Consider the following 16,394-nt stretch of genomic DNA (forward strand, 5'->3'; position numbering starts at 1 on the left):
AAATAGTTGGTGGATCCTACCAGCGATAGTGAGCGAATGCTTTGTTGGCTTCTGCCATACGATGAGTATCTTCACGCTTTTTCACAGCGGAGCCCGTGTTATTGGCTGCATCAAGGATCTCATTTGCCAGACGCTCTTCCATCGTTTTTTCTCCACGAAGACGAGCATAGCTTACCATCCAGCGGAGGCCAAGTGTTGTACGGCGGTCAGGCTTCACTTCAATCGGCACCTGATAGTTTGCACCACCGACACGGCGGGCTTTTACTTCAAGTACAGGCATGATGTTTTTCAGGGCCTGATCGAAAATCTCCATCGGTTCCTGGCCGGAGCGTTCGCGTACTAGTTCAAATGCTCTATATAGGATATTCTGGGCTTTCCCCTTTTTTCCTTCGAGCATGATGCGGTTAATAAGACGAGTTACCAGCTTTGAATTATAAATTGGGTCTGGCAATACATCACGGCGTTGTACCGGTCCTTTACGAGGCATGGGTCACCCTCCTTTCAAAATGTTAGTAACGTGCTGATCATCAATTATTTCTTGGAGCGTTTCGTACCATATTTAGAGCGGCTTTGTTTACGATTCTGCACACCAGCAGTATCAAGTGCTCCACGTACGATATGATAGCGCACACCCGGAAGGTCCTTTACACGTCCTCCGCGGATCAGTACCACACTGTGTTCCTGCAGGTTGTGGCCGATACCAGGAATATATGCAGTAACCTCAATTTGGTTCGTCAGACGAACACGGGCATATTTACGCAAAGCAGAGTTCGGCTTCTTCGGTGTCATAGTCCCTACACGAGTACATACTCCGCGTTTTTGTGGAGAATCCTGGTTAGTAGGGATTTTTCTGTAGCTGTTGTAGCCTCTGTTCAATGCAGGGGAGTCAGATTTCTTTGGCTTGAACTGACGACCTTTGCGTACGAGCTGATTAATAGTCGGCATGTTGTTTTCCTCCTTTCGTAGTAAGGGTCTTTAAGACCACCGTTCCAGGTGGTTCAACAGGAAGCAAAAGTAAAGTTTTTGCCGGCAGAACAGGCCTGCCAGCAAAAACATTATTGCTTTTTCAGTGCAACCGTGGCTGCTCCTACATCAATTCCGCATACCTTTCCAAGCTGCTTCATGGAATCGACCTTGTGAACGGGAACTCCTTTTGCTTCTGCTGTAGTAAGAACCTGTTGAATGATTCGAAATTCTGCGTCTTCAGCTACGATTATTTCTGTGATGGAGTTCAAGTCGAGAGCCTTTAACGTTTGCTTCGTTCCTATTAAAACCTCATCAGCCTGTGTCACTTTTTCATAAGACATTACATATCCTCCAAAGCACAGGATGTTAGGCGCACTAAGAAATCATATCACCGTGAAAATGAGATGTCAACACTATTTTATTCTTGTGTGACAGGCTCTTCACCGACTCTTTCCATCTCCGGAAGAGTTTCGCCGGGTTTATCAACCTCAAGTGTGCGATAGCGCGGCATTCCCGTACCGGCAGGAACGAGTTTCCCGATGATAACATTTTCTTTCAGGCCGACAAGTTCATCGCGTTTCCCTTTGATAGCTGCATCAGTGAGTACACGGGTTGTCTCCTGGAAGGAGGCAGCTGATAAGAACGAATCTGTTTCAAGGGAAGCTTTGGTAATTCCAAGAATAACAGGGTTACCGACTGCCGGCTGACTGCCATCACGGAGAACTTTCTCGTTTGCGGAATCGAAGTGGTGAATTTCCACAAGACTTCCTGGCAGAACGTCTGTATCACCTGAGTCGGAGACACGGATTTTGCGAAGCATCTGGCGCACCATAACTTCAACGTGCTTATCTCCGATTTCAACACCCTGCATTCTATATACCTTCTGCACTTCCTTGAGCAGATATTCCTGAACTTCCTGCAGGCCAGTAACCTTGAGAAGTTCTTTCGGGTCAATGGAACCTTCCGTCAGAGCCTGGCCGGCCTTAACTTCTTCGTTCAACTCAACCTTCAGCCTGGCACCGTAAGGAGTGGTATAGCTTCTCGTCTCAAGTTCGCCCTGCACTGTGACTTCTTTCTTATCCTGTTGATCTTTAATATCTGTGACAGTTCCCGACAATTCAGAAATAAGCGCCTGCCCTTTAGGGTTACGAGCTTCGAACAATTCCTGAATACGCGGGAGACCCTGGGTAATGTCGTCTCCTGCTACACCACCTGTGTGGAACGTACGCATCGTAAGCTGAGTGCCCGGCTCCCCGATTGACTGGGCAGCGATGATTCCGACTGCTTCTCCGACTTCTACATCAGAGCCGGTAGCCAGATTTTTCCCGTAGCACTTTTTGCAAACCCCGTGACGGGTGTCGCAGGTGAATACTGAACGGATTGTTACTATTTCTACCCCTGCTTCTTCAATGAGAGTAGCTTTATCTTCATTGATCAGCTCGCCTTTTTTAGCAAGTACTTCTTCCGTTTCCGGGTGACGGACAGTCTTAAATGCCACACGGCCGACCAGGCGGTCATGAAGGTTTTCGATAAGTTCGTTTCCTTCACGCAGAGGAAATACATCCAGCCCTCTGTCTGTCCCACAGTCGTCCTCTCTGACGATAACGTCTTGAGCCACATCAACAAGGCGGCGTGTAAGATAACCAGAGTCTGCTGTTTTAAGTGCTGTATCTGCCAGACCTTTACGTGCCCCGTGTGTTGAAATAAAGTATTCGAGTACAGTCAGGCCTTCACGGAAGCTGGATTTGATTGGAAGCTCAATAATCCGGCCGGATGGATTCGCCATCAAGCCGCGCATCCCAGCAAGCTGCGTGAAGTTTGAAGCATTACCCCGGGCACCAGAATCACTCATCATAAAGATCGGATTCATATTGTCGAGAGTGCCCATCAATTTATCCTGAATGGTATCCTTTGCGACACTCCAAATAGAGATAACTTTGTTATAGCGTTCCTCTTCCGTGATCAAACCACGGCGGAACTGCTTCATTACCCTGTCGACTTTTTCTTCTGCTTCGTCGAGGATAACTTGTTTGTCCGGTAATACCACGATATCGGAGATACCGACCGTAATTCCGGCTTTTGTTGAATAATAGAATCCAAGGTCTTTCATGCGGTCAAGCATTTTGGACGTTTCAATAATTTGAAAGCTTTTAAATACGGCCGCAATGATATCGCCAAGAAATCCTTTCTTAAACGGAGGCACAAGCTCGCGATTTTCAAATTCCTTCTTAATATTCGCGTCGGTGGCCACCAGATATTTATCCGGAAGTGCGATGTCCAGGTTTGTGGCAGTAGGCTCATTGATATATGGGAAAGACTTTGGCAGAATTTCGTTGAATATCAATTTACCGACCGTTGTCATCAGCAGTTTTTTTGTCTGATCATCTGTAAAATTTGTTTTATTCACAGAAGAAACTGGCAGAGCAATCCTTGAATGCAGATGCACATAACCATTTTGATAAGCTGTCAGTGCTTCGTTAGTATCTTTGAAAACTGATCCTTCACCAACGGCTTTTTCTCTTTCGAGTGTCAGATAGTAGTTACCGAGCACCATATCCTGGGAAGGTGTAACCACCGGCTTGCCGTCCTTCGGATTCAGGATGTTTTGAGCTGCAAGCATCAGGATACGCGCTTCGGCCTGCGCTTCTGCGGAAAGCGGTACGTGCACCGCCATCTGGTCCCCGTCAAAATCAGCGTTATATGCTGTACACACGAGCGGGTGGAGCTTGATGGCGCGTCCTTCCACAAGTGTTGGTTCAAATGCCTGAATACCAAGACGGTGAAGCGTAGGTGCACGGTTTAAAAGAACCGGGTGCTCGGTGATAACATCCTCCAGAACATCCCATACCTCTGAATGCACGCGCTCTACTTTCCGCTTGGCACTCTTAATATTGTGAGCTAGACCGCGGCTTACCAGTTCTTTCATTACGAATGGCTTGAAGAGCTCCAGAGCCATTTCTTTCGGAAGTCCGCACTGATACATTTTCAGGGCGGGTCCAACAACGATAACAGAACGGCCCGAATAGTCTACACGCTTACCGAGAAGGTTCTGACGGAACCGGCCCTGTTTTCCTTTCAACATATGAGACAATGATTTTAATGGACGGTTACCCGGACCCGTTACCGGTCGGCCGCGGCGTCCATTATCGATCAGTGCATCCACAGCTTCCTGAAGCATCCGCTTTTCGTTTTGGACAATAATGTTTGGAGCACCTAGATCAAGCAGGCGCTTCAAACGGTTATTACGGTTTATTACACGGCGGTACAGATCATTTAAATCTGACGTGGCAAAGCGGCCGCCGTCAAGCTGAACCATCGGACGAAGCTCCGGTGGAATAACTGGCAGCACATCAAGAATCATCCAAGACGGATCATTGCCTGAATTACGGAATGCCTCAAGAACTTCCAGTCGCTTGATAGCTCGTGTACGGCGTTGTCCCTGCGCTGTTTCCAGCTCCTCTTTCAGGAGTTTGACCTCTTTTTCAAGGTCAATGTCCATTAAGAGCTTACGGATTGATTCCGCCCCCATTTGGGCACTGAATCCGCGGCCGTATTTGTCGTAATACGCACGGTATTCCTTTTCCGAAAGGAGCTGCTTGTATTCAAGCGGTGTTTCGCCAGCGTCTGTCACTACATAGGAAGCAAAATAAATTACTTCCTCGAGTGAACGCGGCGACATATCGAGTACGAGGCCCATTCGGCTCGGAATGCCTTTAAAATACCAAATGTGGGAGACAGGAGCAGCCAGCTCGATATGACCCATACGCTCTCTGCGCACTTTTGATCGAGTTACTTCAACTCCACAGCGGTCACAAACGACCCCTTTATAACGGACACGTTTATATTTCCCGCAGTGGCACTCCCAATCTTTTTGTGGACCGAAAATTCTTTCGCAGAAGAGGCCGTCTTTTTCAGGCTTCAACGTACGATAGTTGATCGTTTCAGGCTTTTTCACTTCTCCGCGTGACCAGGAGCGTATTTTGTTCGGTGAAGCGAGGCCTATTTTCATGTATTCAAAATTATTCACATCAATCAAGGGGTCAACCTCCCTTTCAAACTTGGGGATGGTGATTCATAAGCAGAGTAACTATTCTACCGGCGGCAGTTTGACGCGTCATACCCTCTGGTGCTGAGGATGTTCCTGGAGAACAGGCACAGACGGCTGCTGCCTTAATCGACATGCAGCCAGTTCTTGTGCACTTTTTTCCTCTTTACGCATTAGATGTTTTCGCTCTGTTCCATTTTCAGGTTCAACTTATCGCCGGCCTGTTCGTCTTCATCGTCAAGTTCTCTCATTTCTATCTCTTCTTCATTGCTGGACAGCATCTTCACGTCCATTCCAAGACTTTGAAGCTCTTTAATTAATACTTTAAAGGACTCCGGCACGCCAGGTTCCGGCACGTTTTCCCCTTTTACAATCGCTTCATACGTCTTCACCCGTCCGACAACATCATCTGATTTCACTGTCAGTATTTCTTGAAGAGTGTAAGCAGCGCCGTAGGCTTCAAGTGCCCATACTTCCATTTCTCCGAAACGCTGGCCGCCGAACTGGGCTTTCCCGCCAAGCGGCTGCTGAGTAACAAGAGAGTAAGGTCCGGTGGAACGGGCGTGAAGCTTATCGTCCACCATATGAGCAAGCTTGATCATATACATAACACCGACAGACACTCGGTTATCAAACGGTTCGCCTGATCGTCCGTCATATAATACCGTTTTTCCGTCGCGTGCAATTCCTGCTTCTTCGAGCGTTTCCCACACATCTTCTTCCCGGGCTCCGTCAAATACCGGAGTGGCCATGTGAAGTTTGAGGGAACGGGCAGCCATACCGAGATGCATTTCAAGGACCTGGCCGATATTCATTCGCGAAGGTACACCAAGCGGGTTAAGCATAATATCGATTGGCGTTCCGTCAGGAAGATATGGCATATCTTCCTCCGGCAGAATCCGTGAAATAACACCTTTATTTCCGTGACGGCCTGCCATTTTATCGCCTTCATGAATCTTCCGCTTCTGCACAATGTACGCGCGGACGAGTTGATTCACGCCAGGAGGTAGTTCGTCGCCGTCTTCTCTGTTAAAGATTTTTACGTCGAGAACGATTCCGTCGGCTCCGTGCGGAACGCGCAGTGAGGTATCCCGCACTTCGCGGGCTTTCTCGCCAAAGATAGCATGAAGCAGCCGCTCTTCTGCAGTCAGCTCCGTCATTCCCTTCGGTGTTACTTTTCCGACGAGAATGTCTCCATCCTTTACTTCTGCCCCAACGCGGATAATGCCACGTTCGTCAAGGTTTTTCAGCGCATCTTCCCCGACATTCGGAATATCACGTGTAATTTCTTCCGGTCCGAGCTTCGTATCGCGTGCTTCCGACTCATATTCTTCAATATGAACCGAGGTGTAAACATCGTCCTTCACGAGCCGTTCACTAAGGATGATCGCATCCTCGTAGTTGTAACCGTCCCAAGTCATAAATCCGACGAGTACATTTCGGCCGAGTGCCATTTCACCTTTATCCATCGAAGGTCCGTCCGCCAGCACTTCACCTTTCTCAATGCGGTCTCCTTCACTTACGATCGGACGCTGATTGTAGCTTGTTCCCTGGTTCGAACGAATATATTTCGAGAGCTTATATTTTTCAATATCAGTCTCTACTTCATTTCCATCTACATCTTCTAACTTGCGAAGCCAGATTTCCCGGGCTGTTACTCGTTCAATTGTTCCTTTTGTTCTTGAAACAATTGCTGCCCCGGAGTCTTTTGCGGACACATATTCCATACCTGTGCCGACAAGCGGTGCTTCCGGCTCAAGCAGAGGTACAGCCTGACGCTGCATGTTCGCACCCATCAAAGCACGGTTCGAGTCATCGTTTTCAAGGAACGGAATACAAGCAGTCGCAGCAGAAACCACCTGCTTCGGCGACACATCCATATAGTCAATTTTTTCCTTTGGTACAATTGTGTTTTCCCCGCGGAAACGGGCAATAATATTATCATTAGTAAACGTTCCGTCTTCGTTAAGCTTCGCGTTGGCCTGGGCTACAACGTAATTATCCTCTTCATCAGCTGTCAGGTAGTCACATTCGAGTGTTACTCTACCTGTCTCCGGGTCGATCCGGCGGTAGGCCGTTTCGATGAAGCCGAATTCGTTTACTTTTGCATAGCTTGAGAGGGAGTTAATCAACCCGATATTCGGACCTTCCGGCGTTTCAATCGGACACATCCGCCCATAGTGGGAGTAGTGTACGTCACGAACTTCGAACCCGGCACGCTCACGCGTAAGTCCGCCTGGCCCAAGCGCTGATAGACGGCGTTTGTGCGTCAGTTCAGCAAGCGGATTGGTCTGATCCATAAATTGAGAAAGCTGGGAGCTTCCGAAAAACTCTTTAATAGAAGCAATCACCGGGCGGATATTAATAAGTGCCTGCGGTGTGATCGCACTTGCGTCCTGAATGGACATCCGTTCGCGCACAACCCGTTCCATTCTTGAGAGACCGATACGGAATTGGTTTTGCAGAAGCTCTCCGACCGAGCGGAGGCGGCGGTTGCCCAGATGGTCAATATCATCGGTAAGGCCTACGCCTTGAAGTAGATTGAAAAAGTAGTTTATTGAAGCAACAATATCTTCCGGAGTTATATTCTTAATACCGCGGTCAATATTACCGTTGCTGATTACATTAATAATTCTTTCTTCATCCTGATAATCTTCAGGAGAATGGATTTTAATCGATTGTACGTTCAGGTCCGCTTCTTCCATGACCCCGCCTGATACGGTAAAACGCTTAAAGCCGACGTTGTTTTCCAGATAAGGAATCAATCGGTCCAGCGTTCTGCGGTCAAGAATTGTTCCTTCTTCCGCAAGAATTTCCCCCGTTTCCGGGTCTGCGAGAGTTTCCGCAAGACGCTGATTAAACAGACGATTTTTTATATGAAGCTTCTTATTAATCTTGTAGCGCCCAACATTTGCGAGATCATAGCGCTTCGGATCAAAGAATCTAGTGTTCAGCAGGCTTTTTGCACTCTCTACTGTCGGCGGCTCTCCAGGACGGAGGCGCTCATAGATTTCGAGTAGTGCTTTTTCCGTGCCATCTGTATTGTCTTTTTCCAATGTATTGCGTAAGTACTCATCTTCTCCGAGCAAATCAATGATCTCTTGATCAGATCCGAACCCGAGCGCACGCAGCAATACCGTAACAGGTATCTTTCTGGTACGGTCGATTCTAACGTAGACATTCTCTTTCGCATCAGTTTCCAGCTCCAGCCAGGCACCGCGGTTCGGAATAACGGTAGTCGTATAGCCCTTTTTACCGTTCTTGTCCGTTTTTTGATTGAAATACACACTCGGTGAACGCACCAGCTGAGAAACGATAACACGCTCTGCCCCGTTAATAATAAACGTACCGGTATCTGTCATAAGCGGGAAATCTCCCATAAAGACTTCCTGTTCTTTCACTTCGCCGGTTTCTTTGTTCATCAGCCGCACCTTTACTCGAAGCGGAGCTGAATATGTGACGTCCCGTTCTTTTGATTCATCAATCGTATACTTAGGATCTCCTAAACTATAATCAATGAACTCCAGAACTAAATTACCGGTAAAATCTTCAATCGGTGAAATATCCGAAAACATTTCACGAATTCCCTCATCAAGAAACCATTGATAAGAAGCCGTCTGAATTTCAATCAGATTTGGAAGCTCCAGCACTTCATTAATTCTTGCATAGCTTCTTCTGTGGCGGTGGCGTCCAAATTGAATAAGTTGACCTGCCAACTGATTCACCCCTTAAATCTCGCTTAATGTCGGCCTGTATTTATACAGGCGATGTGCACAAGACAGCTTTATAAATTTATATAGCTACACATCAGGAAGGCATCATGCCGACCCTTTGTGTTAACCAAACAGCACTCTGGACTGTACGTTTTTAAGCAAAAGAAAAAATGGTTTCTTCTATATAAAAAACCACTATTTTCCAACTGTCAGTCCGATTATAATATTTTTCCCATTCTCTGCATTTTTTATTCATATATTTAAAAACAAAGAGCGGAAGAAGCCGTGGGTATCCAAACGGATACTTATACGCATTAAATAACAATACCACAATTTCAATAGGCAGTCAAATCTTTTTTGCAATAAAAATATAATAACCTTTTTCTTTCTTTTTTGTCTCCACATAATCAAATAGAGAAGTCAGTTTTTCCTTTGCTGAAGGTGCTCCCTGTTTCTTTTGAATAACGACCCACAGCTCTCCTTTTGGCACTAACTTCTTCCAGGACTGTTCAAACAGGGAGTGAACTACTTTTTTTCCAGCGCGGATTGGCGGGTTTGTAAGAATCGCCGCAAAATCATCCTTATCGATATTTTCTAAAAGGTTACTTTCTACTATTCTCGTGTTAGCAGCTCCTGCAGCTTCTGCATTTCTTTTCGCAAGCGCCAGTGCCCGTTCGTTCACGTCAGCCATCCATACTTGATGGCTGGTTTCTGCAGCAAGGGCAATTCCTATCGGCCCATATCCGCAGCCAATATCGGCAATATCACCGGCAGGTTCCGACCATTCAAAGCTTTCTATCAAAAGACGGCTGCCGAAATCGACTTCATTTTTTGAAAAAACTCCTCGGTCCCCAACGAATTTATACTGCCTGTTTCGCAGCCTTGCTGTTACCTGCGTTTCCCGACTCTCCGTTTTCGGCTGTTTATCGTAATAATGCCCGGCCAATTTCTTCACGTCCTTATATCAACTTGGTTTTATTGTAGCAAAAAGAAAATAGACCTCTCAACCTCGGGCATTCATAATGGTTTATCAGAAAAAGAGCCTCCTCCATAAATGGAGAAGACTCTTGAATCGTAAAGAGTGGATTATTTAACTTCTACTTCAGCGCCAGCTTCTTCAAGCTTGCCTTTCACTTCATCAGCGTCTTCTTTAGAAACGCCTTCTTTGATTGGAGCAGGAGCACCGTCAACAAGTGCTTTTGCTTCTTTCAGGCCAAGACCAGTGATTTCACGCACTACCTTGATTACGCCGATTTTAGAGGAACCTGGGCTGTTAAGCACTACGTCAAATTCAGTCTGCTCTTCCTCAGCTTCAGCAGCTCCGCCGCCGCCAACAGCTACAGGAGCAGCCGCTGTTACGCCAAATTCTTCTTCAATTGCTTTAACGAGATCGTTCAGTTCAAGAACGGACATCTCTTTGATTTCTTCAATGATAGTTTCCTTACTCATTGTTCATCCTCCTTAGATGGATAATTAATTTTTTGCGCGCTGAGCGCTCAGAATTAAACTGTCATTCTTCTTTCAAGAGCAGAGCTTATGCTCCCTCTTCTTCTTTTTGATCGGCAACAGCCTTGGTGGCCAATGCGAAGTTGCGGACCGGCGCCTGCAGGACGCTAAGCAGCATAGAAACAAGTCCGTCGTGGGATGGGAGGCTTGCAAGCTCCTTGATTTCTTCAAGAGAAGCCACCCGGCCTTCGATGACACCTGTTTTGATTTCCAGCTCTTCATGATCCTTAGCAAAACCATTCAATACCTTCGCCGGTGCTACGACATCCTCCGTGCTTGTAGCAATGGCAGTTGGACCCGCAAGGAATTCATCCAGGTCGGTTAAATCCGATTTTTCTGTGGCGCGCTTAACCATCGAGTTCTTATATACCTTAAAATCAACGTTCGCTTCACGAAGCTGCTTGCGCAGTTCAGTTATTTCGGAAACATCAAGTCCGCGGTAATCTACAACGATTGTAGAAACACTGTTTTGAAGCTTTTCAGTGATTTCCTGCACGACACCCTGCTTTTGTTCGATAACTTTGCTCATCTGTCACACCTCCTGCTTTTGTCTCTGGCAAACCGCAAACGGTAAGGTTTTATAAAATATAAAAGCCTTCGTGTCTGCAGACACGAAGGCATACGTTTTCTAATCAGTACATTCTCCTCCAGGGAAGAACGATTCGAAAACTACCTCGGCAGGAGATTAAGCCTTACACGGCACCTGCTGTCTGCGGTATCAAGATCATTTTATTCAAAGCGTTATCTACCGCAGATAATTATAACGGTTCAAACGCAATTCGTCAATGATTTATTTTAAATTAAGCGTTGCAGTGCTGACTTTGATTCCAGGACCCATTGTGGACGCCACAGCGACGTTTTTCATGTATGTCCCTTTAGCAGCTGCAGGCTTCGCTTTTACAAGAGTGTCTATAATCGTGTTGAAGTTTTCAAGCAGTTTGTCCGTATCAAAGGATACTTTCCCGATCGGAGCATGAATGTTACCGGATTTATCTACACGGTACTCTACTTTACCTGCTTTGATTTCTTCGACAGCTTTTGTAACATCCATTGTTACTGTGCCTGTTTTTGGGTTCGGCATAAGCCCTTTTGGTCCGAGTGTTTTACCAAGCTTACCAACTTGAGCCATCATGTCCGGTGTCGCAACTACGACATCAAAATCAAACCATCCCTGCTGAACTTTGTTTACCAGGTCTTCTTCTCCAACGTAATCTGCTCCGGCAGCTTCCGCTTCCTGAGCTTTCTCGCCTTTTGCGAAAACGAGAACCTTCTGTGTTTTCCCGGTTCCGTTAGGAAGAACTACAGCGCCGCGGATCTGCTGATCATTTTTACGAGGATCAACTCCGAGACGAGCTGCTACTTCTACCGTTTCATCGAAATTAGCAACAGACGTTTTCTTTGCAAGCTCAATAGCTTCTTCCGCGCCATAGTGCTTTTCACGGTCAACAAGCTTCAGAGCATCTTGATACTTTTTACCTCTTTTAGCCAATTTTATTTCCTCCTCGATTGTGGTTTTAGCGGTCAGACCTCCCACTATTAAAGGTTGCGAACGTAGTCTTCGCACCAATCAGGTACGAATGTCGCAACCTCAGGCAAGGCAGTGCATTAATCTTCGACGACAATACCCATGCTTCTGGCAGTACCTTCTACCATGCGCATTGCTGATTCCACGTCAGACGCATTTAAATCCGGCATCTTCGTTTCTGCAATCTCGCGTACTTTATCACGTTTAACCGTCGCTACTTTATTCTTGTTCGGTTCACCAGAACCACTTTCCACGCCTGCAGCCTTCTTCAAAAGAACGGCAGCTGGTGGAGTTTTTGTAATGAAAGTAAAAGAACGGTCCTCATATACAGTGATTTCAACCGGAATAATCATTCCTGCATCTTCTGAAGTACGGGCGTTAAATTCTTTACAAAATCCCATGATATTCACGCCTGCCTGACCTAGTGCAGGACCAACCGGCGGGGCTGGATTTGCTTTCCCAGCAGGGATTTGAAGTTTGACAATTTTCTCGACTTTTTTAGCCACGCGACACACCTCCTTAGTCCGTGATGTGGTTAACCGGGCGTACGGCCCTCCCACTCTTTATAGAATGAAACTCATTTCATTCTCATCGTGTCAAGTGCTTTTTCACACCGAAACATTAAAATCTTATCACTTCAGCTGAACTTCTGCAAGCCCTGAATTACAACTTGGCCACTTGATTAAACTCGAGCTCGACAGGAGTCTCCCGGCCGAACATATTAACGTGCACCTTCAGCTTCTGTTTTTCCATGTTGATATCCTCGATCGTTCCTGTAAAGTTGGCAAATGGACCTTCTTTAACTTTCACTGTTTCTTTCAGGTCAAAGTCAACCTCTGCTTTCGGCTGGCTTTCACCCATTTGGCGGAGGATGTTATCCACTTCATCCGGCAGCAGCGGAGTCGGCTTTGAGCCTGCTCCTGCGGAACCGACAAAGCCCGTTACACCCGGCGTGTTGCGGACAACGTACCAGGAATCATCCGTCATGACCATCTCCACAATGACATACCCGGGAAAAACTTTTCTTGTCACCGCTTTGCTTTTTCCGTTTTTGATTTCAGTTTCTTCTTCCACCGGTACGAGCACGCGGAAGATTTTATCCGTCATTTCCATAGATTCCACACGTTTTTCCAGGTTGGTTTTCACCTTGTTCTCGTATCCGGAATAAGTGTGTACAACAAACCAGCTTTTTTCCATCATGATCCGGACGGGTGCGTCCTTCCCTCCTTAATTAGGTAAAAATATGCGTACTAATTCAGACAGCCCGGAATCAATCAGGGCAAAAAAGATAATGAAGAAAATAATCGTAATGATAACAACGATTGTGTATTTCGTCAGCTCTTTACGTGTCGGCCACGTAACTCGCTTCATTTCTTTATTTACATCACGGAGAAACCTTATCGGGTTCTTTGTACCGTCAGCCATACAGCCACCTCCAAAAAACGTTCCTCACAGTAATCTCCGTGAGAACGATTTTTTACTAATTTCCTATTCCCATTGCCGTTCATTATCCGTCAACTGTCCATTTTTTTTTGCAAAATAAAAAAACAACCGCTCTTTATTTCGTTTCGCGATGAAGGACGGAAGCATTACAGTGCTTACAGAATTTCTTCATCTCAATGCGGTCGGTTTGTGTTTGTTTATTTAGTTCAGTTGTGTAATTTCTGGATAAACATTGCGTGCATGCCAGCACTACTTTCTTCCGCATTGAGCACCTCCTGCTCATTAGACAGGCTCCTTTGCATACGCCTATACACCATATCACAGAGGTAAAACGCTGTCAATTTTACCTGGAAGCACTTGTAATTTTTCTTTGAAGGGAAGGGGAGATATGCCGTACAGTGGCTGCCGCGGCTGGTTCTCCGGACATTGATTCCGTTATCGGCCAAAAAGGAAACCCAATTTCCTGACATTCAGGCAAATAACGTACCGTCCGCATCCGGCACGCTGGCCTATTTCTTGCTCACCGCAACCCCCGCTTGGCGGTGCCCTCGGAAAGCGAAGCGTTTTTGACGAAGCATATTATGAAAACTCACAGGTAACAAACAGGAGCTGTATCAAAAGGTTAAAAACAGCTTTTGATACAGCTCCCTGTCTTCTTTACGGCTTAAAGGCCATTGCTGCCTCTACTGCTTTTTTCCAGCCATGATAGAGTTTTTCCTGCTGCTTTGAATCGATTTTTGTTTCAAAGAGTGTTTCTCGCTGCCATTGCTTGGAAATATCAGACTTGTCCTTCCAAAATCCAACAGCGAGTCCGGCGAGGTATGCAGCACCAAGCGCTGTCGTCTCTTTAACTTCTGAACGTTCAACCGGCACACCAAGCATGTCGCTTTGAAACTGCATAAGGAAATCATTTTCCACAGCGCCGCCATCCACCCGCAATGCTTTCAGCTCAATACCGGAGTCCGCCTCCATCGCGGTGAGTACGTCCTTTGTCTGGTATGCCAGCGATTCCACAGTGGCGCGGACAAAGTGTTCTTTTTCCGTTCCTCGTGTAATGCCGAACATCGCTCCTCTCACGTCACTGTCCCAATAAGGAGTACCAAGTCCAACAAAGGCGGGGACAAGGTATACACCATCAGTTGAATCTACTCTTTCGGCATACGACTGTGTATCAGAGGCTTTTCCGAACATGCGCAGCCCGTCGCGCAGCCATTGAATCGCGGAGCCGGCCACAAAAATGCTGCCTTCGAGAGCATACTCCACTTTTCCATCAAGACCCCAGGCGATGGTCGTTAACAATCCGTGTTCAGAGGCGACAGCTTTATCTCCAGTGTTCATCAGCATAAAGCAGCCGGTGCCGTACGTATTTTTTGCCATCCCTTCTTCGAAGCAGGCTTGTCCAAATAGAGCTGCCTGCTGGTCACCTGCTACTCCTGCAATTGGCACTTCCTGTCCAAAAAAATGATAGTCAACGGTATGGCCATAAACTTCTGAAGAAGACCGCACCTCCGGCAGCATGCTTTCCGGAATATCGAGAATTTCCAGCAGCTCCTTGTCCCACTTCAAATCGTGAATGTTGAAAATAAGCGTACGTGAGGCATTTGTGTAGTCGGTGACATGCTCCTTGCCGCCCGTCAGCTTCCAAATCAGCCACGAGTCGATCGTTCCAAACAAAAGGTTTCCTTTTTCCGCTTCTTCTCGTGCCCCTTTTACTTGATCAAGTATCCATTTAATCTTCGTGCCGGCAAAATACGCATCAATTAACAGGCCCGTTTTCCGCCGGAATGTATTCGCATGGCCCTGCTCCTTCAATTCATTACAGATATCCATTGTTTGGCGGGACTGCCACACGACCGCATTATATACTGGCTTACCGGTATTTTTATCCCAGACCACTGTCGTTTCCCGCTGATTCGTAATTCCAATCGCTGCTATGTCTTTTGCAGAGACATCATAACGGGACAGAACCTGTGCAATCACCGCAAGCACGGAGCTCCAGATTTCCTGCGGGTTGTGCTCGACCCAGCCCGGATGCGGAAAATATTGCTCAAATTCTTTCTGAGAGGTACCGACAATCTTCCCTGATTTTTCGAAAAGTATGGCCCTTGAACTGGTCGTGCCCTGGTCTATTGCCATAATATAATTCTTCGCCATGTTACTTCCTCCTCTGTATTAATGTAAGTGTGCTAATTTTTTATGTTGGGGTTCTCTGCCGTACTCGAAAACTTTGGTTTGTCTATAGAATAGACTGTACCCAGTACAATGACAAAAATAACTAAGAATGCTGCTGTAACTCCGATACCTTCTCCAAGAAAAACAGATCGATAGAACAAGGCCCCCAGTACACCGCCTAAAATGGGGCCGACTACAGGAATCCAGGCATAGCGCCAATTTGAGTCGCGTTTGCCCGGAATCGGAAGAAAAAAATGAGCAAGCCGCGGACCAAGATCACGAGCTGGATTAATGGCATAGCCGGTCGGGCCTCCTAAAGACAACCCTATAGCGGCAATGAGGAGACCAACAATTAACGGGTTCAGCCCATCGGTGAATTGATTGGCTCCGATTGCAAGCAGACCCATGAGAAGTACTGCGGTGCCAATTATTTCACTAACTAAATTCGCAAACGGATTATCGATGGCCGGGTCTGTGGAAAATACAGCCAGCTTCACGTTCGCGTCCTCTGTCTCCCGCCAGTGAGCCAGAAAATGCAGGTACACAATGATACCGCCGATAAAGGCTCCGATTATCTGCCCGGCAATGTAGGTCGGAACAAGGGCCCACTCAAAATCACCGATGGAAGCCAGCCCCAGGGTCACTGCAGGATTAATATGTGCTCCGCTGATTTCTCCGACGGCATAGACCGCCATAGCTACTGCAAGACCCCAGCCGAGAGCTACTACAATCCATCCTCCCCCTTCCGCCTTTGAGCTTTTCAGGTTAACATTGGCCACGACACCGCCGCCGAAAATGACGAGAATCATAGTTCCGACAAGCTCAGCTAAGAACATTGACAATATTTTCAGCCTCCTTATCCTTTTGTAATAAAAGCGATTACATAACATAGAAGGACAGGAAATACAAAAACCGCACACTTCTCCCTCCTGTTAAGAGAAAATGTACGGTTATCAGTAACTCCACCCGTTCTATTAACTTGTGGCCAATTATAGCAGTGAAGGAAAACGCTGTCAAAAAAATT

General features: G+C 46.7%; 15 protein-coding genes and 1 other annotated feature. All 15 genes read right to left on the reverse strand.

Annotation, left to right across the window (positions count from 1 at the left end; translation table 11 throughout):
- Positions 1–16: 16 nt before the first annotated feature.
- The 15 genes from rpsG to ACE4RR_RS14370 all read right to left on the reverse strand — a co-directional run bounded on the left by rpsG (position 17) and on the right by ACE4RR_RS14370 (position 16,212).
- Positions 17–487, reverse strand: coding sequence for a 30S ribosomal protein S7 (rpsG, locus tag ACE4RR_RS14300; protein WP_375536105.1), 471 nt, complete (start codon positions 485–487; stop codon positions 17–19).
- Positions 488–531: 44 nt separating this feature from the next.
- Positions 532–945 carry a 30S ribosomal protein S12 gene (rpsL, locus tag ACE4RR_RS14305; protein WP_375536106.1) on the reverse strand — a complete coding sequence of 138 codons (414 nt, stop codon included), beginning with the start codon at positions 943–945 and terminating at the stop codon, positions 532–534.
- A 110-nt stretch (positions 946–1,055) separates the two neighbouring features.
- The gene (locus ACE4RR_RS14310; protein ID WP_375536107.1) at positions 1,056–1,307 is read right to left on the reverse strand and encodes a 50S ribosomal protein L7ae-like protein; all 252 of its coding nucleotides are present in this window, start codon (positions 1,305–1,307) and stop codon (positions 1,056–1,058) included.
- 77 nt (positions 1,308–1,384) lie between these two features.
- Complete coding sequence (gene rpoC, locus ACE4RR_RS14315; protein WP_375536108.1) at positions 1,385–5,002, reverse strand: DNA-directed RNA polymerase subunit beta'; 3,618 nt, start codon at positions 5,000–5,002, stop codon at positions 1,385–1,387.
- 182 nt (positions 5,003–5,184) lie between these two features.
- Positions 5,185–8,727 carry a DNA-directed RNA polymerase subunit beta gene (rpoB, locus tag ACE4RR_RS14320; RefSeq protein WP_375536109.1) on the reverse strand — a complete coding sequence of 1,181 codons (3,543 nt, stop codon included), beginning with the start codon at positions 8,725–8,727 and terminating at the stop codon, positions 5,185–5,187.
- Positions 8,728–9,070: 343 nt separating this feature from the next.
- Positions 9,071–9,670, reverse strand: coding sequence for a class I SAM-dependent methyltransferase (locus ACE4RR_RS14325; protein ID WP_375536110.1), 600 nt, complete (start codon positions 9,668–9,670; stop codon positions 9,071–9,073).
- Between the two features lie 140 nt (positions 9,671–9,810).
- The gene (gene rplL, locus ACE4RR_RS14330; protein ID WP_375536111.1) at positions 9,811–10,173 is read right to left on the reverse strand and encodes a 50S ribosomal protein L7/L12; all 363 of its coding nucleotides are present in this window, start codon (positions 10,171–10,173) and stop codon (positions 9,811–9,813) included.
- Between the two features lie 85 nt (positions 10,174–10,258).
- A complete protein-coding gene (rplJ, locus tag ACE4RR_RS14335) occupies positions 10,259–10,759 on the reverse strand; it encodes a 50S ribosomal protein L10 (protein WP_375536112.1) in 501 nt (166 codons plus the stop codon).
- A gap of 50 nt (positions 10,760–10,809) precedes the next feature.
- Positions 10,810–10,964, reverse strand: a sequence feature (ribosomal protein L10 leader region).
- Between the two features lie 56 nt (positions 10,965–11,020).
- Entirely contained in the window at positions 11,021–11,764 is a 744-nt protein-coding gene (rplA, locus tag ACE4RR_RS14340; protein WP_375536113.1) for a 50S ribosomal protein L1, read from the reverse strand.
- A 71-nt stretch (positions 11,765–11,835) separates the two neighbouring features.
- Entirely contained in the window at positions 11,836–12,261 is a 426-nt protein-coding gene (rplK, locus tag ACE4RR_RS14345) for a 50S ribosomal protein L11 (RefSeq protein WP_375536114.1), read from the reverse strand.
- A 157-nt stretch (positions 12,262–12,418) separates the two neighbouring features.
- Positions 12,419–12,952: a transcription termination/antitermination protein NusG gene (gene nusG, locus ACE4RR_RS14350; RefSeq protein ID WP_375536144.1), complete on the reverse strand. Its 534-nt coding sequence runs from the start codon at positions 12,950–12,952 to the stop codon at positions 12,419–12,421.
- Between the two features lie 30 nt (positions 12,953–12,982).
- The gene (secE, locus tag ACE4RR_RS14355; RefSeq protein WP_375536115.1) at positions 12,983–13,180 is read right to left on the reverse strand and encodes a preprotein translocase subunit SecE; all 198 of its coding nucleotides are present in this window, start codon (positions 13,178–13,180) and stop codon (positions 12,983–12,985) included.
- 133 nt (positions 13,181–13,313) lie between these two features.
- Positions 13,314–13,463, reverse strand: a complete 150-nt coding sequence (gene rpmG, locus ACE4RR_RS14360) for a 50S ribosomal protein L33 (RefSeq protein WP_375536116.1) — start codon at positions 13,461–13,463, stop codon at positions 13,314–13,316.
- A gap of 392 nt (positions 13,464–13,855) precedes the next feature.
- The gene (glpK, locus tag ACE4RR_RS14365; RefSeq protein ID WP_375536117.1) at positions 13,856–15,352 is read right to left on the reverse strand and encodes a glycerol kinase GlpK; all 1,497 of its coding nucleotides are present in this window, start codon (positions 15,350–15,352) and stop codon (positions 13,856–13,858) included.
- A 32-nt stretch (positions 15,353–15,384) separates the two neighbouring features.
- Positions 15,385–16,212, reverse strand: a complete 828-nt coding sequence (locus tag ACE4RR_RS14370) for an MIP/aquaporin family protein (RefSeq protein ID WP_375536118.1) — start codon at positions 16,210–16,212, stop codon at positions 15,385–15,387.
- Positions 16,213–16,394: the final 182 nt, after the last annotated feature.

Source organism: Alteribacillus sp. HJP-4 (assembly GCF_042139015.1).
In the GTDB taxonomy this organism is placed as follows: domain Bacteria; phylum Bacillota; class Bacilli; order Bacillales; family Marinococcaceae; genus JBHIKY01.

Bases quoted from the DNA above. Each gene is read 5' to 3' on its own strand.
- nusG (WP_375536144.1), bottom strand. From the start codon at position 12,952: ATGGAAAAAAGCTGGTTTGTTGTACACACTTATTCCGGATACGAGAAC.
- rpsG (WP_375536105.1), bottom strand. From the start codon at position 487: ATGCCTCGTAAAGGACCGGTACAACGCCGTGATGTATTGCCAGACCCA.
- rpmG (WP_375536116.1), bottom strand. From the start codon at position 13,463: ATGCGGAAGAAAGTAGTGCTGGCATGCACGCAATGTTTATCCAGAAAT.
- ACE4RR_RS14310 (WP_375536107.1), bottom strand. From the start codon at position 1,307: ATGTCTTATGAAAAAGTGACACAGGCTGATGAGGTTTTAATAGGAACG.
- glpK (WP_375536117.1), bottom strand. From the start codon at position 15,352: ATGGCGAAGAATTATATTATGGCAATAGACCAGGGCACGACCAGTTCA.
- rpsL (WP_375536106.1), bottom strand. From the start codon at position 945: ATGCCGACTATTAATCAGCTCGTACGCAAAGGTCGTCAGTTCAAGCCA.
- secE (WP_375536115.1), bottom strand. From the start codon at position 13,180: ATGGCTGACGGTACAAAGAACCCGATAAGGTTTCTCCGTGATGTAAAT.
- rplL (WP_375536111.1), bottom strand. From the start codon at position 10,173: ATGAGTAAGGAAACTATCATTGAAGAAATCAAAGAGATGTCCGTTCTT.
- rplJ (WP_375536112.1), bottom strand. From the start codon at position 10,759: ATGAGCAAAGTTATCGAACAAAAGCAGGGTGTCGTGCAGGAAATCACT.